General features: G+C 70.1%; 24 protein-coding genes. 7 read left to right on the top strand and 17 right to left on the bottom strand.

Annotation, left to right across the window (positions count from 1 at the left end):
- Positions 1-225 precede the first annotated feature (225 nt).
- The 8 genes from NMN56_RS14955 to clpS form a co-directional block, all read right to left on the bottom strand.
- Positions 226-1176, bottom strand: a complete 951-nt coding sequence (locus NMN56_RS14955) for a PLP-dependent cysteine synthase family protein (protein WP_274043738.1) — start codon at positions 1174-1176, stop codon at positions 226-228.
- On the bottom strand, positions 1176-1505 hold the full coding sequence (locus NMN56_RS14950) for a MoaD/ThiS family protein (protein WP_274043737.1): 330 nt from the start codon (positions 1503-1505) through the stop codon (positions 1176-1178). Before NMN56_RS14950 ends, NMN56_RS14955 begins: the two co-directional genes overlap by 1 nt.
- 136 nt (positions 1506-1641) lie before the next feature.
- The gene (locus NMN56_RS14945) at positions 1642-1770 is read right to left on the bottom strand and encodes a putative leader peptide (protein ID WP_280842780.1); all 129 of its coding nucleotides are present in this window, start codon (positions 1768-1770) and stop codon (positions 1642-1644) included.
- A gap of 92 nt (positions 1771-1862) precedes the next feature.
- On the bottom strand, positions 1863-2288 hold the full coding sequence (locus tag NMN56_RS14940; RefSeq protein ID WP_274043735.1) for a M67 family metallopeptidase: 426 nt from the start codon (positions 2286-2288) through the stop codon (positions 1863-1865).
- A gap of 152 nt (positions 2289-2440) precedes the next feature.
- Complete coding sequence (locus NMN56_RS14935; protein WP_274043734.1) at positions 2441-3961, bottom strand: amino acid permease; 1521 nt, start codon at positions 3959-3961, stop codon at positions 2441-2443.
- A gap of 262 nt (positions 3962-4223) precedes the next feature.
- The gene (locus tag NMN56_RS14930; protein ID WP_274043733.1) at positions 4224-5831 is read right to left on the bottom strand and encodes an alanine/glycine:cation symporter family protein; all 1608 of its coding nucleotides are present in this window, start codon (positions 5829-5831) and stop codon (positions 4224-4226) included.
- 233 nt (positions 5832-6064) lie between these two features.
- Entirely contained in the window at positions 6065-6781 is a 717-nt protein-coding gene (locus tag NMN56_RS14925; protein ID WP_274043976.1) for a DUF2017 domain-containing protein, read from the bottom strand.
- Positions 6781-7092, bottom strand: coding sequence for an ATP-dependent Clp protease adapter ClpS (gene clpS, locus NMN56_RS14920; RefSeq protein WP_274043732.1), 312 nt, complete (start codon positions 7090-7092; stop codon positions 6781-6783). Before clpS ends, NMN56_RS14925 begins: the two co-directional genes overlap by 1 nt.
- 126 nt (positions 7093-7218) lie before the next feature.
- Between clpS and NMN56_RS14915 the strand changes: the two genes are divergently transcribed.
- Both NMN56_RS14915 and NMN56_RS14910 read left to right on the top strand, forming a co-directional pair.
- The gene (locus NMN56_RS14915) at positions 7219-8592 is read left to right on the top strand and encodes a nicotinate phosphoribosyltransferase (RefSeq protein WP_274043731.1); all 1374 of its coding nucleotides are present in this window, start codon (positions 7219-7221) and stop codon (positions 8590-8592) included.
- A gap of 139 nt (positions 8593-8731) precedes the next feature.
- Positions 8732-9325, top strand: a complete 594-nt coding sequence (locus NMN56_RS14910) for an isochorismatase family protein (RefSeq protein WP_274043730.1) — start codon at positions 8732-8734, stop codon at positions 9323-9325.
- Positions 9326-9398: 73 nt separating this feature from the next.
- On the opposite strand, the gene NMN56_RS14905 is transcribed toward NMN56_RS14910, so the two are convergent.
- Positions 9399-9710: a hypothetical protein gene (locus NMN56_RS14905; protein WP_430542588.1), complete on the bottom strand. Its 312-nt coding sequence runs from the start codon at positions 9708-9710 to the stop codon at positions 9399-9401.
- Positions 9711-10566: 856 nt separating this feature from the next.
- Between NMN56_RS14905 and NMN56_RS14900 the strand changes: the two genes are divergently transcribed.
- Positions 10567-10893, top strand: a complete 327-nt coding sequence (locus NMN56_RS14900; RefSeq protein ID WP_274043729.1) for a hypothetical protein — start codon at positions 10567-10569, stop codon at positions 10891-10893.
- Between the two features lie 58 nt (positions 10894-10951).
- Here NMN56_RS14900 and NMN56_RS14895 read toward each other — a convergent pair whose 3' ends face one another.
- Positions 10952-11617 (bottom strand): RDD family protein, encoded by a 666-nt coding sequence (locus NMN56_RS14895; RefSeq protein ID WP_274043728.1) that lies wholly within the window; start codon positions 11615-11617, stop codon positions 10952-10954.
- Positions 11618-11732: 115 nt separating this feature from the next.
- On the bottom strand, positions 11733-13577 hold the full coding sequence (locus NMN56_RS14890) for an RDD family protein (RefSeq protein WP_274043727.1): 1845 nt from the start codon (positions 13575-13577) through the stop codon (positions 11733-11735).
- Positions 13578-13866: 289 nt separating this feature from the next.
- Here NMN56_RS14890 and NMN56_RS14885 point away from each other — a divergent pair, with 289 nt between their 5' ends.
- Both NMN56_RS14885 and NMN56_RS14880 read left to right on the top strand, forming a co-directional pair.
- Entirely contained in the window at positions 13867-14424 is a 558-nt protein-coding gene (locus NMN56_RS14885; RefSeq protein WP_274043726.1) for an SsgA family sporulation/cell division regulator, read from the top strand.
- 92 nt (positions 14425-14516) lie between these two features.
- A complete protein-coding gene (locus NMN56_RS14880; protein WP_274043725.1) occupies positions 14517-14870 on the top strand; it encodes a hypothetical protein in 354 nt (117 codons plus the stop codon).
- Here the strand turns inward: NMN56_RS14880 and NMN56_RS14875 are convergent.
- Entirely contained in the window at positions 14788-16245 is a 1458-nt protein-coding gene (locus NMN56_RS14875) for an MFS transporter (RefSeq protein WP_274043974.1), read from the bottom strand. The genes NMN56_RS14880 and NMN56_RS14875 overlap by 83 nt on opposite strands.
- Before the next feature lie 132 nt (positions 16246-16377).
- On the opposite strand from NMN56_RS14875, the gene NMN56_RS14870 reads away from it, so the two are divergent.
- Positions 16378-16908, top strand: coding sequence for a winged helix-turn-helix transcriptional regulator (locus tag NMN56_RS14870; protein WP_274043724.1), 531 nt, complete (start codon positions 16378-16380; stop codon positions 16906-16908).
- 91 nt (positions 16909-16999) lie between these two features.
- On the opposite strand, the gene NMN56_RS14865 is transcribed toward NMN56_RS14870, so the two are convergent.
- Positions 17000-18367 carry an FAD-binding oxidoreductase gene (locus NMN56_RS14865; protein WP_274043723.1) on the bottom strand — a complete coding sequence of 456 codons (1368 nt, stop codon included), beginning with the start codon at positions 18365-18367 and terminating at the stop codon, positions 17000-17002.
- A gap of 92 nt (positions 18368-18459) precedes the next feature.
- Positions 18460-19608, bottom strand: coding sequence for a 4-hydroxyphenylpyruvate dioxygenase (hppD, locus tag NMN56_RS14860; protein ID WP_274043722.1), 1149 nt, complete (start codon positions 19606-19608; stop codon positions 18460-18462).
- Positions 19609-19757: 149 nt separating this feature from the next.
- On the opposite strand from hppD, the gene NMN56_RS14855 reads away from it, so the two are divergent.
- The gene (locus NMN56_RS14855) at positions 19758-20228 is read left to right on the top strand and encodes an Lrp/AsnC family transcriptional regulator (RefSeq protein ID WP_274043721.1); all 471 of its coding nucleotides are present in this window, start codon (positions 19758-19760) and stop codon (positions 20226-20228) included.
- Positions 20229-20299: 71 nt separating this feature from the next.
- Here the strand turns inward: NMN56_RS14855 and NMN56_RS14850 are convergent, their stop codons facing one another.
- The 3 genes from NMN56_RS14850 to NMN56_RS14840 form a co-directional block, all read right to left on the bottom strand.
- The gene (locus tag NMN56_RS14850; RefSeq protein WP_274043720.1) at positions 20300-21106 is read right to left on the bottom strand and encodes a S16 family serine protease; all 807 of its coding nucleotides are present in this window, start codon (positions 21104-21106) and stop codon (positions 20300-20302) included.
- A gap of 76 nt (positions 21107-21182) precedes the next feature.
- Positions 21183-21830 carry an IclR family transcriptional regulator gene (locus NMN56_RS14845; RefSeq protein ID WP_274043719.1) on the bottom strand — a complete coding sequence of 216 codons (648 nt, stop codon included), beginning with the start codon at positions 21828-21830 and terminating at the stop codon, positions 21183-21185.
- A gap of 223 nt (positions 21831-22053) precedes the next feature.
- Positions 22054-23853: a DEAD/DEAH box helicase gene (locus NMN56_RS14840; RefSeq protein ID WP_274043718.1), complete on the bottom strand. Its 1800-nt coding sequence runs from the start codon at positions 23851-23853 to the stop codon at positions 22054-22056.
- Between the last annotated feature and the right edge of the window lie 93 nt (positions 23854-23946).

Below are 23946 nucleotides of genomic sequence, written 5' to 3'. Positions count from 1 at the left end.
CCGGACAGAATGTGCCCCTTCCCGTACATCGCGGGCCGCGGGGCCCCCGTGCTCGCTCGCGCAGTTCCCCGCGCCCCTTCGGGGCGCGTCCCCTCAAGGGTCCCTGAAAGGGGCGCGGGGAACTGCGCGGCCGGCCACAACGCGGCGGCAGCCCGCGACGCACCGACAGGGGCACCCGCTGCACGGGGCCTGCACGGGCACGGGGCCCGGACGGGCCCGCGCGGCCTACGCCCAGAGCTGGCCCCGTACGGCGGCTATCGCCTCTTCGGTGGTCGGTGCGGTGTAGAGGCCGGTGGACAGGTACTTCCAGCCGCCGTCGGCGACGACGAACACGATGTCGGCGCTCTCCTGCGCGCGAACGGCCTTGCGGCCCATGCCGATCGCGGCGTGCAGCGCGGCTCCGGTGGAGACGCCCGCGAAAATGCCTTCCTGCGTGAGGAGTTCACGGGTGCGGGTGACCGCGTCCTCGGAACCGACCGAGAAGCGGGTGGTGAGGACGGCCTCGTCGTACAGCTCGGGCACGAAGCCCTCGTCGAGGTTGCGCAGCCCGTAGACCAGGTCGTCGTAGCGCGGCTCGGCTGCGACGATCTTGATGTCGGCGCGGTGTTCGCGCAGATAGCGTCCCGCGCCCATAAGGGTCCCCGTGGTGCCGAGGCCCGCGACGAAGTGGGTGATCGAGGGCAGGTCGGCGAGGATCTCGGGCCCCGTCGTGGCGTAGTGGGCGCCCGCGTTGTCCGGGTTGCCGTACTGGTAGAGCATCACCCAGTCCGGGTGCTCGGCTGCCAGTTCCTTGGCGACGCGTACGGCGGTGTTCGAGCCGCCGGCGGCGGGCGAGGAGATGATCTCCGCGCCCCACATGGTGAGGAGTTGGCGCCGCTCCTCGCTGGTGTTCTCCGGCATGACGCAGACGATGCGGTAGCCCTTGAGCCTGGCCGCCATCGCCAGCGAGATGCCGGTGTTGCCCGAGGTCGGCTCCAGGATGGTGCAGCCCGGGGTCAACCGCCCGTCCTTCTCGGCCTGTTCGACCATGTGAAGGGCCGGGCGGTCCTTGATCGAGCCCGTCGGGTTGCGGTCCTCCAGCTTGGCCCAGATCCGCACCTCCTCGGAGGGAGAGAGGCGCGGAAGCCGTACGAGAGGGGTGTTGCCGACGGCGTCGAGCGGTGAGTCGTAGCGCATCAGCGCATGCCCGTCCTGTTCCGGCCACCACTGGGAACCGCCTCGGGAGCCGCACCGGAGCCACCGGCGACCGCCGGCAGGATCGTCACGCTGTCGCCGTCGCTGAGCTTGGTGGAGATGCCGTCGAGGAAGCGCACGTCCTCGTCGTTGAGGTAGACGTTCACGAAGCGGCGCAGCTCGCCGCCGTCGACGAGGCGGTCCTGGATGCCGCTGTGGCGGCTCTCCAGGTCGGTGAACAGCTCACCGACGGTCGCGCCCGTGCCCTCGACCGCCTTCTGGCCGTCGGTGTAGGTGCGGAGGATGGTCGGAATGCGGACCTCGATGGCCATGGGTGTGTGCTCCCGTCGGAGAGGAGGAGGGTGCCTGGCTTCTGCGCTGTGCTGTGCGGTGCTGTGCGCTGCGCGCGGAGTCGGCCCGCACGGTTGTGCGGGCTGCTGAGCTGCGGGGATACCGGCTCGGCCGCGCTCAGGCGGCGGTGCCGGTGGCACGGCGCGGACAGATCGCGCTGGCGAGACGGCACAGGTCGACGTGCAGACGCGCCACGAGCAGCATGCCCGGGGTCTTGTCGAAAGCGCTCACGTCGTGGACAACCATGCGCTCATCGTAACGATTCCCGGCGGGGTAATCGGATCCTCGTTCCATGATGCGGACCATTCTGTCTCAGCGTGGGGAAGCGAGGGCGCTGATCAGGACGTCTCGACGAGCTTGACCTCTTCCTCGCTCACCTCGCCGTCCAGAATGCGGAACGATCGGAAGGAGAACGGGCCTTCCTCGTTGCCGGTCTCGGCGGTGGAGACGAGGACGTAGTGCGCGCCTGGCTCGTTGGCGTAGGTGATGTCGGTACGCGAGGGGTACGCCTCGGTGGCCGTGTGCGAGTGGTAGATCACGACGGGCTCCTCGTCCCGGTCGTCCATCTCGCGGTAGAGCTTGAGCAGGTCGGCCGAGTCGAACTCGTAGAACGTCGGCGAGCGTGCCGCGTTGAGCATCGGGATGAACCGCTCGGGACGCCCCTCACCGACCGGACCGGCGATCACTCCGCACGCCTCGTCGGGGTGGTCCTTGCGGGCGTGGGCGACGATCCTGTCGTGCAGCTCCTGGGTGATGGTCAGCATGGAGCAAGGATAGGCACGCGCGTACGCACGCCCGTATGGCCCCGTACACCGGTGTACGGCCCCGCGTGCCCGTACGCGGCAGGTACCGCAGAACGTACGGGCACGCGGGGCCGTGGGACGCGCGGGCGCGGGGCCATGTGGGGCGGGGGGGCTCAGTCCTGGCCGGTGGCGGCTTCCGGCACGAGCGGTCCTGCGCCCTTCGCGTCGGCGGGCGCTGTGCGCGGGGGCAGCGTGGAGCGGTACGCGTACGCGGTGTGCCGGGCGTGCAGCAGCCAGTACGCGCCGAGCAGCACGGCCCATCCCGCACCGATGTAGAGCGAGACCCGCGCGATCGGGTCGAGCGCGACGATCACCAGGACCATGGTCAGGAAGGCCAGCGCGATCCAGCTGAAGAAGCTGCCGGTGGGCGCGGGGAACGTGGACTTCGGCAGCCGCCCTGCCACCACACCGCGCCGGTAGATGAGGTGGCTGACGAGGATCACGCCCCAGGTCCAGATACCGCACGCCGTCGCGACCGAGGTGACGTAGGTGAACGCCTTCTCCGGTACGACGTAGTTGAGCAGCACGCCGATGCCCATGAACAGCACGGACAGGGTGATGCCCGTCGCCGGGGACTGCCGCCTGTTGAGGCGGCCGAAGATCGTCGGCGCCTCCCTGTTCTCCGCCAGGTCGCGCAGCATGCGGCCGGTGGAGTACATGCCGGAGTTGCAGGAGGAGAGCGCGGCCGTCAGCACGACGAAGTTGACGATGCCGGCGCCGAGCGGGATGCCGATCTTGGCGAAGGCGGCCACGAAGGGGCTCACGCCCTCGTGGAACTCCGTCCACTTCACCACGGTGAGGATCACGGTCAGTGAGCCGACGTAGAAGATGATGATGCGCCACGGCAGCGTGTTGATCGCCTTGGGCAGCGTCTTCTGCGGGTCCTTGCTCTCACCCGCTGTGATGCCGACCAGCTCCACCGCGATGTAGGCGAACATCACGCCCTGGAGCGTCATCAGGCTGGAGCCGATGCCGTTGGGGACGAAGCCGTGGTGCGACCACAGGTTGCTGACGGCCGCCGTGTCACCGGCCTGCGAGAAGCCGAGGGTGAGCACGCCGAGGCCGATCACGATCATGCCGATGATCGCGGTGACCTTGACCATCGAGAACCAGAACTCGACCTCGCCGAAGACCTTCACCGAGATCAGGTTCACGCCGAACAGCACCACGAGGAAGACCAGCGCGCTGACCCACTGCGGGATGTCGGGGAACCAGAAGTGGATGTAGATCGCCGCCGCCGTCAGCTCGGCCATGCCGGTGACGATCCACAGCAGCCAGTACGTCCAGCCCGTCACGAAGCCGAAGAACGGGCCCAGGAACTCCCGCGCGTACTCCGCGAAGCTGCCGGAGACCGGGCGGTACATCAGCAGTTCGCCGAGCGCCCGCATGATGAAGAAGATGACGACGCCCGCCATCGCGTACATCACGATGATGCTGGGCCCGGCCTTGGCGATGTTCGCGCCCGCGCCCATGAACAGGCCGACACCGATGGCACCGCCGATGGCGATCATCTGGACCTGGCGGCTCCCCAGTCCTCGCTGGTAGCCCTCGTCGGAAGGCCCGGCGGCGCCGCTTCCGTCCTGTCCCGTGGGCCCGGAGTCACCTCGGCCCTCCGCGACCTGATCAGAGGTCATGTGTGGTGCGCCTTTCTCCATACCGATCCGGCCCGTCCGGATCGGGTACCGATCCCCCGGATGGAGTTGTGCGTGCCGACGGTCGGCCGGCGCCACCCCTGTGCCGACAAGGGTGGCGCCGAAAAAAGGGATCGTGAAGGTGTACCACGGGGAACCGGGCTGTATAGATGACCGATGCCCTCTTCACATCGGTCAGCGGCGGACATCACACGCGTACGGGCCGCATTCTTGGAACGTCTGTTAACCGGGCTTTGCCGACCGATTAACGGGCGGTCGCTCTGTTCCCGGCCTCACCGGCGCCCTTCCTTGCCGCCGCCTCGGCGGCCTCCTCCTCGGCCTCGGCCGCGGCGATCTCCTCTTCCGTGTCACCAGCGTCCCTGCGCCGGGTGTAGAAGAGGACCCTCCGCAGCTCCTTCTTGACGAAGGGCATCAGGAAGTAGAGCCCGATGATGTTGAAGAGCGCGGCGCCGAAGAGCACGGCGTCCGAGAGCGAGACCAGGGTGCCCAGCGAGAGCAGCGCGCCCGCGATGGTCACCACGCTGAAGACGATCTTGTAGGCCAGGGTCGAGGCACGCCCCTCGCCGAAGAAGTACGCCCAGCTCTTGAGGCCGTAGTAGCTCCAGGTCAGCACGGTGGAGAAGGCGAAGAGCAGCACCGCGACGGTGAGGATGTACGGGAACCACGGCAGCGCCGTCTCGAAGGCGTCCGAGGTGACGGAGATGCCGGCGCTGGTGCTGCTGTCGACCGGGCGTCCCGCTGCCGCGTCGTCGCGGAGCTTCTGGTACATCGGGCCGCCCGCGATGATGATCGTCAACGCGGTCATGGTGCAGACGACGACCGTGTCGATGAACGGTTCCAGCGAGGCGACCAGGCCCTCGGTCGCGGGGCGCCGGGTCTTGACGGCCGAGTGCGCGATGGCGGCCGAGCCGATACCCGCCTCGTTCGACCAGGCGGCTCGCTGGAAGCCGACGATCAGCGCGCCGATGGCACCGCCGGCGACCCCCTTGGGGCTGAACGCCTCCACGACGATCGAGGACAGCGCCGAGGGTACCGAGGTGATGTTGAAGCAGATGACGAGCAGACAGGCGGCCACATAGAGGACGGCCATGCTCGGTACGAGCTTGCTGGTGACGCGGCCGATGGCGCGAACGCCGCCGAGCAGCACCAGGCCGACGAGCGCGGCGAGCACGGCGCCGTAGAAGAGCGAACCGCCGGAGCTGTTGAAGAGGCTGTCGTCCTTGCCCGTGACGGCGACGAGCTGCTCAAGGCTCTGGTTGACCTGGAAGAGGTTGCCGCCGAAGAAGGCGAAGAACAGCACCATGAAGGCGCTGCAGAAGGCGAGCACCTTGCCGAGTCCCGGCAGTCCGCGCTCGGCCATGCCCCGGGTGAGGTAGCGCATGGGGCCGCCGGAAACGGTGCCGTCGGGGTTGATCTTGCGGTACTTCACACCCAGCGTGCACTCGACGAACTTCGTCGCCATGCCGAGGAAGCCGCACAGGATCATCCAGAACGTGGCGCCGGGGCCGCCGATGGAGACGGCGATGGCGACGCCCGCGATGTTGCCGAGTCCGACGGTTCCCGAGACGGCCGAGGTCAGCGCCTGGAAGTGGGTGAGTTCACCGAGTGCGTCCGGCTGTTCGTACTTGCCGCGCACGATTCTCAGCGCAAGGGGAAAATGTCGTATTTGTGCGAAACCGAAATAGGCGGAGAAAACAGCGCCCGCTATGACAAGCCACGCGACGATGAGCGGAAGGCTGGTCCCGAAAACACTGACCTCGTAGAAGACGATGTCGTTCAGGAGCGTGGATATGGGGTCGAAGAAACCGCTGACGGCCTTGTCGACCTGTTCGGTCCAGGATTGGCTTGCCATGAAATACCTCTGGCCTCGAATGCGGTCACGGTTTTACCGAGAACCGGCGAATTCCCTCAGTGCTTTAAGGAATTTTTACCATGCCGACCCGTGCTGACCAGGTCACATTCGAGAAACGGTGCCATGAAGAAGGCATAACAGGGCCGCCCTGACGTGCACTACAATGCGCCGCATCAGGGGCGTGATCCAGAAATGCGGCTGACGTAATTCGGAGGTCAGGACACAGGCTGTCGTCACAAAAGGGTCTCGATCAGCGTTTCCTGAAGTCCGCCGAGCCAGAGATAGGCCATTACCATCGGTTTGCGCGGATCTGAATCAGGCAGCGAGTACAGCTCACTGCCGTCGTTGTCGTCCGTCAGCTCAAGCCGCGTACCGATGGCGAGCCGCAGATCGTTGAGCGTGCCCAGCCACCGGCGTGAGTCGTCGGGGCCCAGCGTGAGCACCGCGCCCTTCTCCCCCGGCGTGAGCGCGTCCAGCGCACGCACCACGGCGAGGCCGTCCTCGCGCTTACGGGCGCGCAGGTCGTTCTCCGTGTAGCGGCGGAACTCCGCCGAAGCCGCGGCGGCGGCGCGCGCCTCCTCGGCCGAGGCCGCTGCCCTCTCTCCCGCGTCCGACGCGTTGCCGTTGTACGCACCGTTGGCGGAGTCGTCGGGCTTGGTCTCGGGGCCGGGCCCGTAGGCGTCGGGGAAGAGCCGGGCCAGCGCCGGATCGGCGGGCGGCTCGGTGGGTCCGTCGGCGAAGGGCGGCCAGGCGACCCCCTCCATGCCGTCCATGCCCTCCAGTTGCCCGGAGCCGTCGCCCGCGGCCCCGTTCTCCGACGGAGCGGGCTCGCTGCCCGGGCCGATCAGTTCCAGGAGCTGTACGGCGAGGCTGCGCAGGATGGAGACCTCGACCTCGTCCAGCGCGATGGCGGCGCCGCCGTCACCCGTGGGCTCGAAGTGCCCCGCCATCAGCGGTCCTGCGTGAGCGTCGCCCACAGGCCGTAGCCGTGCATGGCCTGTACATCGCGCTCCATCTCCTCGCGGGTACCGCTGGAGACGATGGCACGCCCCTTGTGGTGGACATCGAGCATCAGCTTCTTCGCCTTCTCCTTCGAATAGCCGAAGTACGCCTGGAACACATACGTCACGTAGCTCATGAGGTTGACGGGGTCGTTGTGCACAACGGTGACCCATGGCACGTCGGGCTCCGGTACCTCGACGGGCTCTTCTGCGGACTCGGGGCGCTCGATCTCTGTGGGGGCGACACTCACAGTCCCCATGCTGCCACCCGGAGCGGTCACCCGCGCACCCGCCCGGACACGGCCCCCGCCGGGCTTATATCGTCAGCCTGACGAGATGAGGGGTACGCTCACACCGAGCCGACCGACACCAGAGGTGAGCGAAGAGTGAATGAAGGGCGCGAGGGGACCGACAGGAGCCCGGCGTACGGGGAGCGTCCAGCGGAGACCGGTCTGCCTGTGACCGTGCCGTCCACGGCGCTCTTCACCGACCAGTACGAGTTGACGATGCTTCAGGCGGCGCTGCGCGCGGGCACCGCGGAGCGGCGTTCCGCCTTCGAGGTCTTCACCCGCAGGCTCCCCGAGGGCCGGCGCTACGGCGTGGTCGCGGGCACGGGCCGGGTGCTCGACGCGGTGGAGAACTTCCGCTTCGACGACCAGATGCTCGACTTCCTGCGCGAGAACGGCGTCGTGGACGGACCGACCCTGGAGTGGCTGGCCGACTACCGCTTCAGCGGCGACATCCTCGGCTACCCCGAGGGCGAGGTGTACTTCCCCGGCTCCCCGCTCATGCGCGTCGAGGGCACCTTCGCCGAGTGCGTCCTGCTGGAGACGGTGATCCTCTCGATCCTCAACCACGACTCGGCCGTGGCGGCTGCGGCCTCCCGGATGTCCGTCGCCGCCGGGGGCAGGCCGCTGATCGAGATGGGCGCCCGGCGCACCCACGAGCTGGCAGCGGTCGCCGCCTCGCGCGCCGCGTACGTCGGCGGCTTCGACACGACCTCGGACCTGGCCGCCGGCTTCCGCTACGGCATCCCGACCGTCGGCACCAGCGCCCACTCCTTCACGCTCCTCCACGACACCGAGAGGGGCGCCTTCACCGCGCAGGTCGACTCCCTGGGCAGCGGTACGACGCTGCTGGTGGACACCTACGACGTCGAGGAAGCCGTCCGTACGGCAGTCGACGTCGCGGGCCCCGGGCTCGGCGCCGTCCGTATCGACTCGGGCGACCTGCTGCTGCTCGCGCACCGGGTGCGCCAGCAGCTGGACGACCTGGGCGCCGACAAGACCCGGATCGTGGTCACCAGCGACCTGGACGAGTACGCCATCGCGTCCCTCGCGGCGGCCCCCGTCGACGCGTACGGCGTCGGCACCCAGCTCGTGACCGGCAGCGGGCACCCGACCTGCTCCATGGTCTACAAGCTGGTCGCACGCGCCGACTCGGACGAACGGGACGCGCCGATGCGGCCCGTCGCCAAGCGGTCGATGGGCGGCAAGACCTCGCTGGGCGGCGCCAAGTGGGCCGCCAGGCCGCCGGACGCAGCGGGCGTCGCCGAGGCCGAGGTCGTCGGCAGCGGACCCGTACCGCCCGAACTGGCCGACCACCTGCTCCAGGTGGAACTGGTCAAGGACGGCACCGTCGTGGGGCGCGAACCGCTGGACGCGGTCCGCGAGCGGCACAAGGCCGTCATGGGGCGGCTGCCCATGTCCGCGATGCAGCTCTCGCGGGGCGAGCCCGTGCTCCCCACGGAGCACAGGTGAGCGGCGGGCGTGCGCCGGCCGCCGGACGGCACGAGCCGGGAGCCGTGCGTACTGCCGCAAGTCCCTTCGAGTGTCTAGGCTCAGGACTGACGGCCGACAGCTGCGGCCCCGCCCCTTACCCAGCCGAAAGGTGTGCACCATGCACCGGGCACTGATCGTCGTGGACGTACAGAACGACTTCTGCGAGGGCGGCAGCCTCGCGGTCCAGGGCGGAGCCGATGTGGCCGCCGCCATCACGGATCTCGTCGGCGACGCCTCCGCCGGATACCGCCATGTCGTCGCGACCCGCGACGCGCACATCGCGCCCGGCGACCACTTCGCCGAGCACCCCGACTACGCGCACTCCTGGCCGGCGCACTGCGTCGCGGGCACGGAGGGGGTCGGGTTCCACCCGAACTTCGCCCCCGTCGTCGCCTCAGGGGCGATCGAGGCGGTCTTCGACAAGGGCGCCTACACCGCCGCGTACAGCGGCTTCGAGGGCGCGGACGAGAACGGCGTCGCGCTCGCGGACTGGCTGCGCGCACGCGACGTGGCCGAGGTGGACATCGTCGGCATCGCCACCGACCACTGTGTGCGCGAGACCGCGCTGGACTCGGCCCGCGAGGGCTTCCGCACCCAGGTGCTGCTCGACCTCACGGCAGGCGTAGCCGAGAACACCGTCCTGCGCGCGCTGGACGAGCTGCGAGAGGCGGGCGTCGAGACGACGGGCAAGCCCATCGTCTCCGGGGCGTAGCGCCCCCTCTCGCGGCGGCCAGGCCGCCGTGCTCCTTCCGTGCCGTGCCCCCTACGCACGGTGGCGGCGACGCCTACGCGAGGCTGGTGCGCAGGAGTGCCGCGATGGGGTGCCAGGACTCCCTGTCGTCACCGGGGACAGCCCGCCAGACGAGGCCCTCGGGGTGGTGCAGGACCGCGGTGATCTCGTCAGCCGTGGGGGGCTCGGCGTTACCCCTGAGGTAGATGGCCCGGAAGCCGAGGTTCCGTAGCCGTGTGAGGGCGCGGGCACGGTTTCCCGCGTGCACGAGGACACGCACGCGCGGCTCGTCACGCGGCCTGCGGGCGACCGCCTCACGCACCGTGTGCGGCTCGTCCGCCACCGCTGACCAGCGGCGGGAGCGCAAGGGGCCGGTCGGCCCCCATTCTTCTGAGCCCTCGGCACGCCGCGGCGCGGGTGCCAGCGGGGCAGCACCGGCCGGCGCACCGTGCGGGCGCGGCAGCGGCAGGGTCAGCGCGACGATCACGCTGCCGTCCGGCAGCCTGACGAATCCGCCTCCAGACATGATCACCATCTCCCCCGTGAGACTCGTTTCGGGTGGACGCGTGAGGCCCCCACGAGGGGGACCCACACCAGGCATCTAAACGCGATCGAGCGCTGACCGCCAGGGGGTAACGGGTGATCATGTTTTGACCTGCAACGATGCAAATAAATTCATTCCTGGGTTGCATGCCCAGCGATCTTGTGCAGGTCCAGACCCATCTGACGACCCCTCCGAGACGCTCACGGTGCGTACACGAGGGCACTTTTGTCCGGGTTCATGGCTATATGCTGCGTAAATCCTCGCCGCTCCACCGGAGCGCCGCTCGCTCACATGCGCAGCCCCTCCCTCGGTGCCGCACCCTCAGCGCCCGCCACCCTTTACGGGAGGCTTATACAAGCGGAACTCCCAACTCCCCATCAGATAACGGTTGCGAACATCGCCACACTCCCAGCGCGCGGGGGGAGACGACGGGGCGCCGCACCGCTCGCACAAGAGGGCTGCGGTGCCCGGCAGTTGGGGTGGCTGGGGCTCTGTGCGCCAGTGCGCCCCCTGTGCAACAGCGGCGTGGGTCACCTCACGCTTGGCGTCCTTCCGGCTCGGGCATCCCGGACCGTAGAGTCGTTCGATGGCGCCCTGTATGTACCGAGTCAACGAGTAGCGCTCCACGCCCCGTTCGACGTCCACAGTCTTGACCACTCCCCCCGAGGACGGATCCGCCATGCCGCGTCCGAACCCCGCACAGATCGCTTACGGATCGGCCACGGTCATTTGCTCGACGCTCGCCATGCTGCTGCTCTCCCAGGCCCGTTCGGGGCCCGGGATCGTAGTGATCGCGTTTGCGGCGCTGGCACTTGGCCTGCTCGTCGCCCTCACCGCACCGTCGGCCCACGCGGCACGTTCAACGCGCGGTCGCCGCAGGTCCGTTGAGAGCGCACCGGCAGCACCGGCCCACCACCACACCACTGTTCCCGCGCCCACTCAGCGCGCCGCGGCCTCAGCCGCCCCGAAGCCCGCGACCCCCGCGGGAGCGGGAGCCCGCCGCTGACCCCGCGCGTGCACACGCGCGAACAGAACGCGCGGCGGCGGCCCGGCTCCCCGCCAGGTCAGTCCGCCGCGACCACCACTGTCCGCGCCGCCTTGTCGTGGACGCACTGGTGATACGGCTGGTCCCAGGTGCAGAAGAGCACGTTCACCAGCCAGAAGAGGAACCCGATGCAGGGCACCAGCGCGGGCAGTGAATACGTGGCCGCCCTGAACCAGCCCGGCGGGCCCGCCGGTACGGCACCGTTCTGGAGCATGCCGACCCTGATGCGCATCAGCTTCTTGCCGAGCGTCTGCCCCGAGGTCGTCAGCATCAGCCCCTCGTAGATCAGATACACGAGGGTGTAGACGGCCTGCTGCCAGTACGTCTGCCCGGAGTTCGTGGAGTAACCGCCCTCGGCCAGGCCCACCACGAGCCCCACCGGGATACCCACGATCAGCGCGTCGATGATGCGCGCGAGCAGCCGCTTGCCCCGCGAGGCGAGCGGCGGCATACCCGCGAGAGGGTCGGCAGCGGGGTTCACGGGCCCTGGAGCGCCGTACGGGCCCCCGCCCCCTGTCCCGTACGGGTCGGCGCTCGGAGGGGGCGGTGGAGGCGGTGGCGGGTTCCCGTAAGCGCCGGGCGGCTGTCCTGCGGGCGCACCGCCGGGAGGAGGCCCCGAGGACGCTCCCGGCTGCGGCTGCTCCGGCTTCCGGAACGGATCGTTCTCCGGCTGCTCCGTACTCATGGCCCGAGTGCACCGCTCCCCCGCCCGCCCCGCATCCGGAAGGACCCGTCCGGGGGACCCCCGGGGTCGCACGGACTCCGTGGCGTGGCGGCTCCGCGCGGCTTCGGCCCGTGGGTCAGAGGCGGATCTCGGTGCTGGCTGTGCCGGCGACGAACGTGCGGGCCAGTTTGTCGTGCCAGCACTGGCGCCAGGGGCGGTCGAAGAGGCACCAGAGGACGTTGAGCAGGCCGATGACGGCGAGGCCGAGGAGGCCGTGCACGAGCCAGCGGACGAGCGCGTTGCCGAAGCCCGGCCTGCCGTGGCTCTCGATGTGGACGACGGAGAGGCCGAACAGCTTCTTTCCGAGGGTGCGGCCCCAACGTGCCGTCGGCAGCACCTCGTAGAGGAGGCCGAAGAGCACGAGCACGCCGAGGACGAGGCCGAGGTAACCGCCCGTCGTACCGTCGAGCAGCCACACCTGCTTGGTCTCACCCGCCCGTTCGACCGCGTTCACCTTGGCGTCGATGTGGTCCGTCACCTTGCCGACGAAGGGGAAAGCGACACCGCCGGCGACCGCGAGTGTGAGGACGAGGTCGACGAGCCTGGCGCCCAGCCTCCTGCCCAGGCCGGCGGGGCGTGCCTGCTGCTGTGCGGCCAGCGCGAACGGGTCGTTGACGGGGGGCCGCCAGGGCGTGACGGCGTCGGGGCCGCCGGTCTGCGGCTGCGCCGGGAGCCCCGCCGCCGGTTGGACCTGCGCCTGGGACTGCGCCTGCGCGCTGTCCGGGGCGCCGGACGCGCCTGGAGCCGAGGACTGTTGGGCCCAGGAGGGCGGAGGGCCCTGCTGGGCCGGGGCCTGTTGTGCCGGGCCCTGTTGTGCCGCCTGGTTCGGGCCCTGGGCCTGGCCGGGGAGGGACCCTTCGGCCTGACCCGCCTGACCCTGGTCCTGTCCCTGCCCTTGCTCCGAACGGTCGGTCAGCGGCGGGCTCTGGCCGTGTGGCGCCTGAACGGGGCGGCCCTGCCCGGGAATTCGCCGGTCCGGCTGGACCGGACCGGCCTGTTGACCCGGCTGTACCTGTTGGCCCTGCTGGTCCTGCTGGGCTTGCTGCCCCGGCTGAGCTTGCTGCCCCGGCTGACCCTGTGCCGGAGCGGGGTGGCCGGACGAGGGCTGGGGCTGCGGGCCTTGGGCCGGCACGCTCTGGCCGGGCTGGGCCTGGCCGGGCGGGGACTGGGCAGGTGGTGAGGTGCCGTTGCCGGATTGCTGTCCCGGGAGCCGGCTCTCGTTCCCAGGAGCGGGTTCCGGCGCGGAGGTGTCCTGGCCGGCGGAAGCGGGTGGGCCGCTGCGGTGGACGTCCGAACGGCGCAGCCCGACCGTGAACTCGCGCCCGCCCTGGGCCGGGACGCCGGGCTCGTTCTCCGCGCCGGCGCCTGCCCCGCCGCTGCCGCCCTCGGACGACGGAGCCGCCGGGGTCGTTTCGTCGCGCTGTGGGCGGCGTACGCGGAACGTGCGCTCGGAGACGGGTGCGTCGACCGCGTCGGGAGCCGGGCCGGTCTCCGGCGCTGCGGGCGGCGTGGCCGGGTCGTGGACGCCGGGGGTCTCAGGGAGGTCGGGGGCACGCCAGCTGCCGCCGCGCGGGTCGTTCAGCGGGGCGCCGAAGCCGGACTGGCGGGAGGTGTCGGCGTGCCAGGCGGGTGCCGCGCTTCCCCGCGCCGGGGGTTCGTCGTCCTCGTCCAGGAAGACGGGGCCCGTCTCCTCGGGCGTGGTGGGCCGGTGTGTCGCCGGTGGGCTGGCGGGCGCTTCGGGCGTGGAGGGGGAAGAGGCCACGGGCGGCGGGGCCGGCATGGGTTCGCCCTCGCGTGGTTCCGGACGGCTGGTCCCCGGTACCCAGGACGAACCGTTCCAGTACCGGATGTATCCGGGAATGGACGGATCCGGGTAATACCCAGCACGGGGTACCTCGCCATTAGCACCGGAGGGTCCCAATGCCCCCAACTCCCATCATGAGCGACACACTTGACCTGTCCGCGGCGCCGCGGCCCTGTTGTACGCGCGCGTGCGGCCCGGGCGGGTACCTCCGCCTGTCCAAGGAGGACAGTAACGAAGAAGACGGCGAGGCGAGGAAGCAGTCCGCGGGGAAACCCGCGTTCGAGGGACTCGGCGCCGGAAAAAAATCCCAGGACACCACACGAACCCGTGTAAGGAATCAGGCCCCGCGCGCTCTCTCCCGTGTACGCCGCCACAGGCGGCACGGTCGCGACGAAAGGGCCCTCACATGCACACGGTTGTCGAACGCGAGATGGAGATGAAGCTGGTGCTCTCGCCGGGGCGCAGCGTCCCCGTACCGGCGCGGCTCAGCTATCGCTCGAACGATCCCTACGCGGTCCACATGGCCTTCCACATCGGTTCGGAGTGCCCCGTGCACTGGACCTTCGCCCGCGAGTTGCTGGTGGAGGGTGTCTTCAGGCCCACAGGACAGGGCGACGTACGGGTGTGGCCGACGCGGGTGGAGTCACGGGACGTGATCTGCATGGCGCTCAGTTCACCCGACGGTGACGCGCTGCTGGAGGCACCGTCACTGGCGCTGTCGGCGTGGCTGGAGCGGACCTTGCGGGAGGTGGCCCCCGGACGCGAGGGCGAAGCGCTGGCGATCGAGGAGGGCCTCAGCACCCTGCTGCGCCCCGCCCCGGCACCCGGCGAAGGCCGCACACCGCACGGACGGCACGGCGGCCCGCAGACACAGGGCGGGGCGCCACGGCGGTGCGAGAAGGGGCAGGGCGCCGAGAGCGGGGGCGGGGTGGGAAGTGGTGAAGGCGGCGAGGGCGCCTCGTAAAGACGGCGCGGAGGCGCGGAAGCACCCTCATCCTGCTGAACGAATACCGGAATACGACCGACTGAGAACGGAAATCCACCATCATCACGCCCATGCCACAGGAAGAACCACACGCGGGTTCCCAGACCGCGCGACGGGAGGAAGCGGTGCGGGGAGAAACGGCGGGCGAGGAAGCGGTGCGTCTCCGCGTCGGGCAGCGCCTGCGGGAGTTGGCGCAGCGCCTCGACCAGCCCTCGTTCGCGTTACTGCTGAAGGTGCTGGGCGGCGTGAACGCGGCGTTCGCCCACCGGAACGAGGAGGTCGCGATCGACCTCACCGAGGAGGAACGCGCGCTCTACACCCCGGAGTTGCAGGGCGAGCTGGTCACGCTCCTGGAGTTGGCGAGCTTTCCCCGACAGCACGTGCGCCTGGACGATCATCCGCTGTCACCGCCCGACGCCCCCTGAAGACGAGCGCTGCCAGCGCGCCGGCCAGCATCAGCCCGGCACCGGCGTACAGCGCGGTGTCGGTACCGTGTGCGAGGGCAGCGGCTGCGCCCTTCGGCGTGTCGCCGCTGTGTGCCGAGGTCGCGATCACGACCGTGAGGGCCAGCCCGATGGACGAGCCGATGTAGCGGGCCGTGTTGTTGGCGCCGGAGCCCATGGCGGCCCGGTCGGCGGGCACGCTCTCCACCGCGAGCCGGGGCAGCGCGGCGTTGAGCAGCCCGCTGCCGATGCCCGCGACGAAGAAGCCGGGTATGGCGCGCGTCCAGGATCCGGCCGTGAGCGCGCCCAGCATGGTGAGCGCTCCGATCGCGGACAGTACGAAGCCGAGGGCGAGTTGGTGGCGCGGGGAGACGCGGCGGGCCAGCCGCTTGGCCTGGAGCGCGGTGAACAGGCCGATCCCCGACCAGAAGAACAGCAGCCAGGACGTGTCGAATGCGGACATGCCCAGGGACTGCTGGAAGAGCGCGGGCAGGTAGCTGAACAGCCCGATGACGCCGAGCCCGGTGAACAGCGCACCGCTGGTCGCGGCGAGGAAGAGCGGGCGGCGGAAGAGAGTGAGGTCGAGCAGGGGCGCCTGGGCCCGGCGTTCCACGGCGGCGAACCCGGCGACCAGCACGACGGCGGCCCCGGCAGGTGCCCACACGGCGGGCCGCAGCCAGCCGTCCCTGCCCAGGGTCAGCGCCGCCAGCAGCGCGGTCAGCGCCAGTCCGAGCAGGAGGGCGCCGAACAGGTCGGGCCTGCCCCTGCGGGGGTTCCGCGACTCGGTGAGCGTACGGACCGCGACCGCGGTGAGGGCGAGCGCAGCCGCCGCGTACAGGACGTAGCTCAGCCGCCAGTCGAGCGTGCCGAGTGCCGCCGAGACGACGGGCCCCAGCGCTGTGCCCCCGCTGAGTGCGGCGCCCCAGATCCCGGTGGCACGGACGCGGTCGGGCCCCGCGGGGTACGCGTGGGCGAGCAGGCCGAGGCTGCTGGCGATGATCGCGGCGCTGGCGGCGCCCTGCGCGACGCGGGCCAGGGTGAAGGTGAGGGTGCTGGTGGCTGCCGCGCCGAGCGCGATGGTGACCACGAGGGTGGCCATGCCGGTGACGAACACGCGCTTGCGCCCGTAGTCGTCAGCGAAGCTGCCCGCGACGAGGAGCAGCGCGGCGAGGCCGAGGGCGATGCCGTTGAGCAGCCACGCCTGGCCGGAGAGGCCGGTGCCGAAGGAGGCGGTCATGCCGGGGATGGTGAGCATGGGCGCGCTGTAGTTCATGAGCACGACCAGCGTCGCCAGGCTGGTCGTGGCCAAAACCGCGCCTGGCGTACGTACCGGTGCTCGCTGCTCGGGCCGTTCCAGCCCTCGCCTGCGTTCTGCACCTTGCTGGGTCAGCACTGCGGAACTCCTAGGTTCGTTGAATGAACTGAAGACTGGCGGGACGCTAGCACAGTCAGTTCAATGAACGAACCATCACTTTGGTACGGTGGGCGCATGGCGCTGAAGCAGGGCTACTCGATGCAGGACTGCTCGCTCGCACGCACGCTGGAACTGGTCGGCGAGCGGTGGACGATGCTGGTGATCCGGGACGCCTTCTACGGCGTACGGCGCTACAGCGACTTCCTCGCGCACCTCGACATCCCGCGCGCCGTGCTCTCCACCCGGCTGCGGACGCTGACGGACTCCGGTGTGCTGGCCAGGCAGCGCTACGAGGTCTCGCCGCCGCGTGACGAGTACGTACTGACGGACAAGGGCCGCGCACTGTGGCCGGCGCTGTTCGCGCTGCTCATGTGGGGGCAGGTGCACGCCTCGGGGGCCACGGCGGTGCGGCGGTACTACGCACACGCCGCGTGCGGTGAACGGCTCGCGCCCGACGGCGGGTGCCCGTCGTGCGAGGTCGCCGCCGTGCCGCCCGCCGACATCGAGATCCACCCCGCCCCCGGCTCGGGCGCACGCCAGGACCCCGTGAGCCGCGCTCTCATGCGGCCACACCGGCTGCTGGAGCGGCTCGAAACCGACGCCTGAGCCCGCGCCACCCCCGCCACCCCGTCCCGTCGCCGCGGACGGATCGCCCAGGTCGGCCAGGGGTCAGGGATCAGGGATCAGGGGTCAGGGGTCAGAACAGCTTGCCGGGGTTGAGGATGCCCGTGGGGTCGAAGGCGGCCTTGATGGCGCGGTGCAGCTCCAGCGAAACGGGGCCCAGTTCCTCCGCGAGCCAGGTCTTCTTCAGGACGCCGACGCCGTGTTCGCCGGTGATCGTGCCGCCGAGGCGGAGGCCGAGGGACATGATCTCGTCGAAGGAGAGCCGGGCCCTGCGGGACTCGTCCTCGTCGCCGGCGTCGAAACAGACCGTCGGATGTGTGTTGCCGTCCCCCGCGTGCGCGCAGACGCCGATGGTCAGGTCGTACTTGGCGGCGATCTCGGCGGTGCCGCGCAGCATCGCGGAGAGCCGGCTGCGCGGCACGCACACGTCGTCGATCATCGTGGTGCCCTTGACCTGTTCGAGCGCGACGAGCGCGGAGCGCCTGGCCTGGAGCAGGAGTTCGGACTCGGCGTGCGTATCGGCGGGTACGACCTCGCTCGCGCCCGCCGCCTCGCACAGCGCGCCGACGGCTTCGAGCTGGGGCGCCGGATCGGGAGTGTCGAACGCGGCGAGCAGCAGGGCCTCCGTGGTCTCGGGGAGGCCCATCTTGGTCATGGCGTTGACGGCGCGCAGCGTCGTACGGTCCATCAGCTCCAGCAGCGAGGGCGTGTGGCCCGCCTCCATGATGCGGCACACGGCGTCGCAGGCGGCCTCGGCCGAGGGGAACTCGGCCGCCAGCGCGAGCTGTTGGGGCGGTTCGGCCTTGAGCGCGAGCGTGGCGCGCACCACGATGCCGAGGCTGCCCTCGGGGCCGACGAAGAGCCGGGTGAGGTCGTACCCGGCGACGCCCTTGGCCGTACGGCGGCCCGTGGACAGCAGGCGGCCGTCGGCGAGGACGACATCGAGTCCGAGCACGTACTCGGCGGTGACCCCGTACTTCACACAGCACAGACCGCCGGAAGCGGTACCGATGTTGCCGCCGATGGTGCACTCCTCCCAGCTGGAGGGGTCCGGCGGATAGAAGAGGCCGTGCTCGTTGACGGCGCGGGAGAGCGTGGCGTTCACGACGCCCGGTTCGACGACGGCGATGCGGTCGACCGGGTTGATCTCCAGGATGCGGTCCATCCTGACGAGCGAGAGCAGCACACAGCCGTCCGTCGCGTTCGCCGCACCCGAGAGCCCCGTACGGGCGCCCTGCGGGACGACGGGGACGTGCTGCGCCTGCGCGGTGCGCATGACGTGCTGGACCTGTTCGACCGTACGGGGCAGAACGACGGCGGCCGGGGCGCCGGCGGCGCAGAAGCTGGCCATGTCGTGCGCGTAGGTACCCAGGATGTCGGGGTCCGTCAGTACCGCGTCCGCCGGGAGTTCTTCCCGCAGGCGTTCGATCAGCTCGCTCATGTACGTAGCCTCGCAGCCCGCCGCGGGGCAGGGGAAGCGGTCGGAGTGATCCGCGCCGCCCGGGAAGGAGCCCTGCCCCGCGCGAGGGTCCGTCAGAGGTTGCCCCTGCGGTCCTGCTCCCGCTCGATCGCCTCGAAGAGCGCCTTGAAGTTGCCCTTGCCGAAGCCGAGGGACCCGTGGCGTTCGATCATCTCGAAGAAGACCGTCGGCCGGTCCTGAACGGGCTTGGTGAAGATCTGCAGCAGATAGCCGTCCTCGTCACGGTCGGCGAGGATCTTCAGTTCGCGGAGTTCGTCGAGGGGCACGCGGGTGTCGCCCACCCACTCGCCGAGGGTCTCGTAGTAGGAGTCGGGCACATCGAGGAACTGCACACCGGCGGCGCGCATGGCGCGTACGGAGGCGACGATGTCGTTGGTCGCCAGCGCGATGTGCTGGACGCCGGGGCCGCCGTAGAACTCCAGGTACTCGTCGATCTGGGACTTCTTCTTGGCGATGGCGGGCTCGTTGATGGGGAACTTCACCTTGCGGGTGCCGTCGGAGACGACCTTCGACATCAGCGCGGAGTACTCGGTGGCGATGTCGTCGCCGACGAACTCCTTCATGTTGGTGAAGCCCATGACCTCGTTGTAGAAGGCCACCCACTCGTTCATCTTGCCGAGTTCGACGTTGCCGACACAGTGGTCGATCGCCTGGAACACCCGGCGCTCCGGGGGCGCCACCATGGGCTGGGCCGCGCCGAAGCCGGGGAGGTAGACGCCCTCGTACCCGCCGCGCTCCACAAGGGTGTGGCGGGTCTTGCCGTACGTGGCTATCGCGGCGAGCACCACGGTGCCGTGCTCGTCCTTGAGTTCGTACGGCTCGTCCAGGCCATGGGCGCCGTGCTCGACGGCGTACGCGTAGGCCGCGCGCGCGTCGGGGACCTCGATGGCCAGGTCGACGACGCCGTCGCCGTGCTCGGCCACATGGTCGGCGAGGAAGCGGGCCCAGTCGGTTGCGGGCTTGATGACGGAGGTGAAGACGAACCGGGCCGAGCCCGATTCGAGGACATAACTGGCCGTCTCCCGGCTGCCGTTCTCGGGCCCTGTATAGGCCACGACCTTCATGCCGAACGCCGTGGAGTAGTAGTGCGCTGCCTGCTTGGCGTTGCCGACGGCGAAGACGACCGCGTCCATCCCCTTGACCGGGAAGGGACCGGCCTGCCGTGCGGTCTGCGGGGTCGCCGCGTGGGTTGTCTCAGTCATGCCGGAAGGCTCCCGCTGAACCACAAGGTGCGCAATAGTTCGCCTATTCACTAGGCAGTCTGCGCAGTGGGAGCCGGGAACCACCGGGCGATCTGCACAAGCTGCTCACCGTTGCACGGCGACTCACACGGACGACCGAGAGGCAAGCCATGGGCATCGACGGACTCGATGGACGACTGCTCGAACTGCTCGCCCACGAACCGCGGATAGGCGTCCTTGAGGCATCCAGACGGCTGGGCGTCGCACGCGGTACGGCACAGGCACGGCTGGACCGGCTCAAGTCCAACGGCGTCATACGCGGCTTCGGCCCCGAGGTCGACCCGGCCGCGATCGGCTACCCGGTGACGGCCTTCGCGACACTGGAGATCAAGCAGGGCCAGGGCGCCGATGTACGGGCCCACTTGGCGACCGTTCCCGAGGTGCTGGAGCTGCATACGACGACCGGCAGCGGGGACATGCTCTGCCGCCTGGTCGCCCGCTCGAACGCGGACCTGCAGCGGGTGATCGACCTGGTGGTGGGGTTCGCGGGGATCGTTCGGGCTTCGACGGCGATCGTCATGGAGAATCCGGTCCCCCTGCGGATCGTTCCCCTGGTACGGCAGGCGTCCCGCGAGGGGTGACCACGCGCGCCGATGAGGGGGTGCCCCTGTCCGTACGCTGCGGGCTGCGGGCACATTGTCGCTGGTCGCTCTCAACAGATGGGGACGTCGCCGCCCTCGCGGATCTGTTTGAGGGCTTCCAGGGCGGAGTTGAGGGTGGTGACAGGGACGAGCTGGAGGCCCTTGGGGCGTTGGGCGTTGGCCTCGGCGCACTGTTCCTTGGGGACGAGGAAGACGCGGGCGCCGTCGCGGTGGGCCGCCTGGGTCTTGAGGGGGACGCCGCCGACGGGGCCGACCTTCCCCTTGCCGTCGATCGTGCCCGTTCCGGCGATCGTACGGCCGCCCGTGAGCCCGCCGCCGTGGCCGTCGCCGTCCAGCTTGTCGATGATGCCGAGGGAGAAGAACAGCCCCGCGCTGGGCCCGCCCACATCGCCCAGGCGCAGGGTGATGTCCACGTCGCCGGGCGACTTGTGGAGCTGGCGCAGCGCCGCCTTGACGGCCGTGTCCTGCGACTCCTTCATCTCGTCCGCGATGCGCCTGCGGGCGTCCTTGGTGTCGCCGCCACCCGGATAGACGGCCTCGCGTGGCATCACGGCACGGTCGTCGGCGAACCAGGAGCGCACCACGTCCCCGACCCCGACCGACGCGTCGGGCTGGGTCGCGGCGATGGTCACCGAGAGCAGACTGCCGTCGTCCTTGCCCTGCGGCTTGGCGCCCTCGACGGAGATGACGGGCTTGCCGCCCTTCTTCCCCAGCACGTTCGCCGTCTCGCCCGGCTGTGCGACCGAGTACGGCAGCGGCGCGAGCAGCACCAGCAGGAACAGCAGAACGACGGGCGCGGCGCAGTACGCGAGGGTGCGGCGGCGCGGGGACAGGCGCGGGCGAGAGGAGTCGGACACACCGGCAATCTATCCACTGCCCTCCCGACGGGACGAATCCCACCGGGAGGGGAACACGTGCCAGTGGACGCGCCGCTCACCGCAACGCTTCGGCCACATCCCGTGCGGCCCGCACCACGCGTTCGCCGACCTGTTCGGGCACGGAGTCGGCGAGCATGACCACGCCGACGCTGCCCTCTATGCCGCCCACCCCCATCACGGGCGCCGCCGCGCCGCTGGCGCCCGCCTCCAACTCGCCGTGGGTCAGCACGAAGCCGGGCTCTTCCTCCCCCTCGGCGCCTCCGCGCCCGACCAGGATCGCGCGGCCCGCCGCACCCCGGTCCAGCGGATGCCGGAAGCCGGTGCGGTAGGCGACGTGGTAGTCGGTCCAGCTGGGTTCGACCACGGCGACGGCCAGCGCCTCGGTCCCGTCGACGAGGGTGAGGTGCGCCGTGGCACCCACCTCTTCGGCGAGCGAGCGCAGCGCGGGCAGCGCGGCCTCCCGTACGAGCGGGTGCACCTGCCGGCCCAGCCGCAGCACGCCCAGACCCACCCGTGCCCGGCCGCCCAGATCGCGGCGTACGAGCGCGTGCTGCTCCAGCGTGGCGAGCAGCCGGTAGACGACGGTGCGGTTGACACCGAGCTTGTTGGACAGCTCCGTGACGGTCAGACCGTGGTCGGTGTCGGCCAGTAATTTCAGGACACGAAGGCCCCGGTCGAGCGTCTGAGAGGTTTCCGCGGTCACGACGCCCCCCTCCCTCGGGTGACGGACGGCTGCCGCGCGCGGCAACTGCGCCACGGGGCGTGTGTGACGGGAAACCTAGCGAGCGGCACCGCTGACCGGAAGAGCTTGTCCAGAATCCGGTCTCCGCTCGCCCGTTCTCGACGCATACGTCCCCACGAAACAGGTCGGAGTGACACGTTCCGCTGCGAAGGAAGCCGCAGGTCGGCCAGTGGTCTGGAGCCCGTCAGTGCATCCGGGTCGCCCACTCGCGCACCTTGGCGATACGTGCCTCGATCTGGCCGGCCGTGGCCTCCGCACTCGGCGGGCCACCGCACGCCCGGCGCAGCTCGTTGTGGATCACACCGTGCGGCTTGCCGCTCTGGTGGGTGTAGGCGCTCACGAGCGTGTTCAGCTCCTTGCGCTTGGCCAGCAGCTCCTTGTGCGTGACCACGGGACGCCGGTCTGCGGGAACCTCCAGCAGGTCGGCCTCCTCGTCCGGCTTCTTCCTGCTGTGCGAGATCTGCCGGGCCTGCCGCTTCTGGAGCAGCATCTGCACCTGGTCCGGCTCCAACAGGCCCGGAATGCCCAGATAGTCCTGCTCCTCCTCGCTGCCCGGGTGCGCCTGCATCCCGAACTCGGCGCCGTCGTACATCACCCGGTCGAAGACAGCGTCCGACTCCAGCGCCTCGAACGGAAGTTGTTCCTGGTCACCCGTGTCCTCATCCTGCTCCTGCTCAGCCTCCTTGAGCAGGTCCGCCTCCTCCGCGTACGGGTCCTCGTCGTCGCCCTTCCTGGGCTTGTCGAGCACGTGGTCGCGCTCGACCTCCATCTCGTTGGCGAAGGTCAGCAGCGTCGGAATCGTCGGCACGAAGACGGAAGCCGTCTCGCCCCGCCGCCGCGACCGCACGAAGCGCCCCACGGCCTGCGCGAAGAACAGGGGCGTCGAGACCGTCGTCGCGTACACGCCCACCGCGAGCCGCGGCACGTCCACGCCCTCCGACACCATGCGGACGGCGACCATCCACCGGTCCTCGGAATGCCGGAAGTCGTCGATCCGCTGCGAGGCCCCCGTGTCGTCCGACAACACCACCGTCGGCTTCGCGCCCGTGATCTCCCGCAGCAGCTTCGCGTACGCACGCGCCGAGTCCTGGTCGGCCGCGATAACCAGCCCACCCGCATCCGGAACGGCTTTGCGCACCTCCACCAGCCGCCGGTCGGCGGCCCGCAGCACCGCGGGCATCCACTCCCCCCGCGGGTCCAGCGCCGTACGCCACGCCTGAGAGATCGCGTCCTTGGTCATCGGCTCCCCGAGCCGTGCCTCGATCTCGTCCCCCGCCTTGGTACGCCAGCGCATGTTGCCGCTGTACGAGAGGAATATGACGGGCCGCACCACGCCGTTGGCGAGCGCGTCCCCATACCCGTACGTATAGTCCGCGACCGACCGGCGAACCCCCTCCGAGTCCTCCGCGTACTCCACGAACGGAATCGGATTCGTATCCGACCGGAACGGCGTCCCCGTCAGCGCCAGCCGCTTGGTGGCAGGCTCGAACGCCTCCTGACAAGCCTCGCCCCACGACCGGCTGTCTCCCGCGTGATGGATCTCGTCCAGGATCACCAGCGTCTTGCGCTGCTCGACACGGTTCCGGTGCAGCATCGGCCGTACGCCCACACCCGCGTACGTGACCGCGATCCCGTGGTACTCCTTGCTGAGCGGACCCGCGCTGTACTCCGGATCCAGCTTGATCCCCACCCGCGCAGCCGCCTCGGCCCACTGCTTCTTCAGGTGCTCCGTAGGCGCCACGACCGTCACCTGCTGCACGACATGGTGGTGCAGCAGCCAGGAAGCCAGCGTCAGCGCGAACGTCGTCTTACCAGCACCCGGCGTCGCCACCGCAAGAAAGTCTCTCGGCTGCCTCTCCAGATACGCGTCCATCGCCGCCTGCTGCCAAGCACGCAGCTTGTTGGCCGTACCCCAGGGGGCACGGCCCGGGAAGGCGGGTGACAGGTGGGTGTTGTTGCTGGGGGTTGTGGGAGTAGTAGTCACGGTCTCCGGACCAGTCGGGGTCAACGCAACGCGTCAGCCTACCTGTGCCCCTAACCCCACCACCCCCACCCCTAAAAGCCCCCACCCCCAGAG

This window comes from Streptomyces iconiensis (genome assembly GCF_028657195.3).
Classification (GTDB): Bacteria; Actinomycetota; Actinomycetes; order Streptomycetales; family Streptomycetaceae; genus Streptomyces; species Streptomyces iconiensis.
The sequence above is the reverse complement of the archived record's forward strand: the minus strand, read 5'-3'. Positions and strand labels throughout refer to the sequence as shown.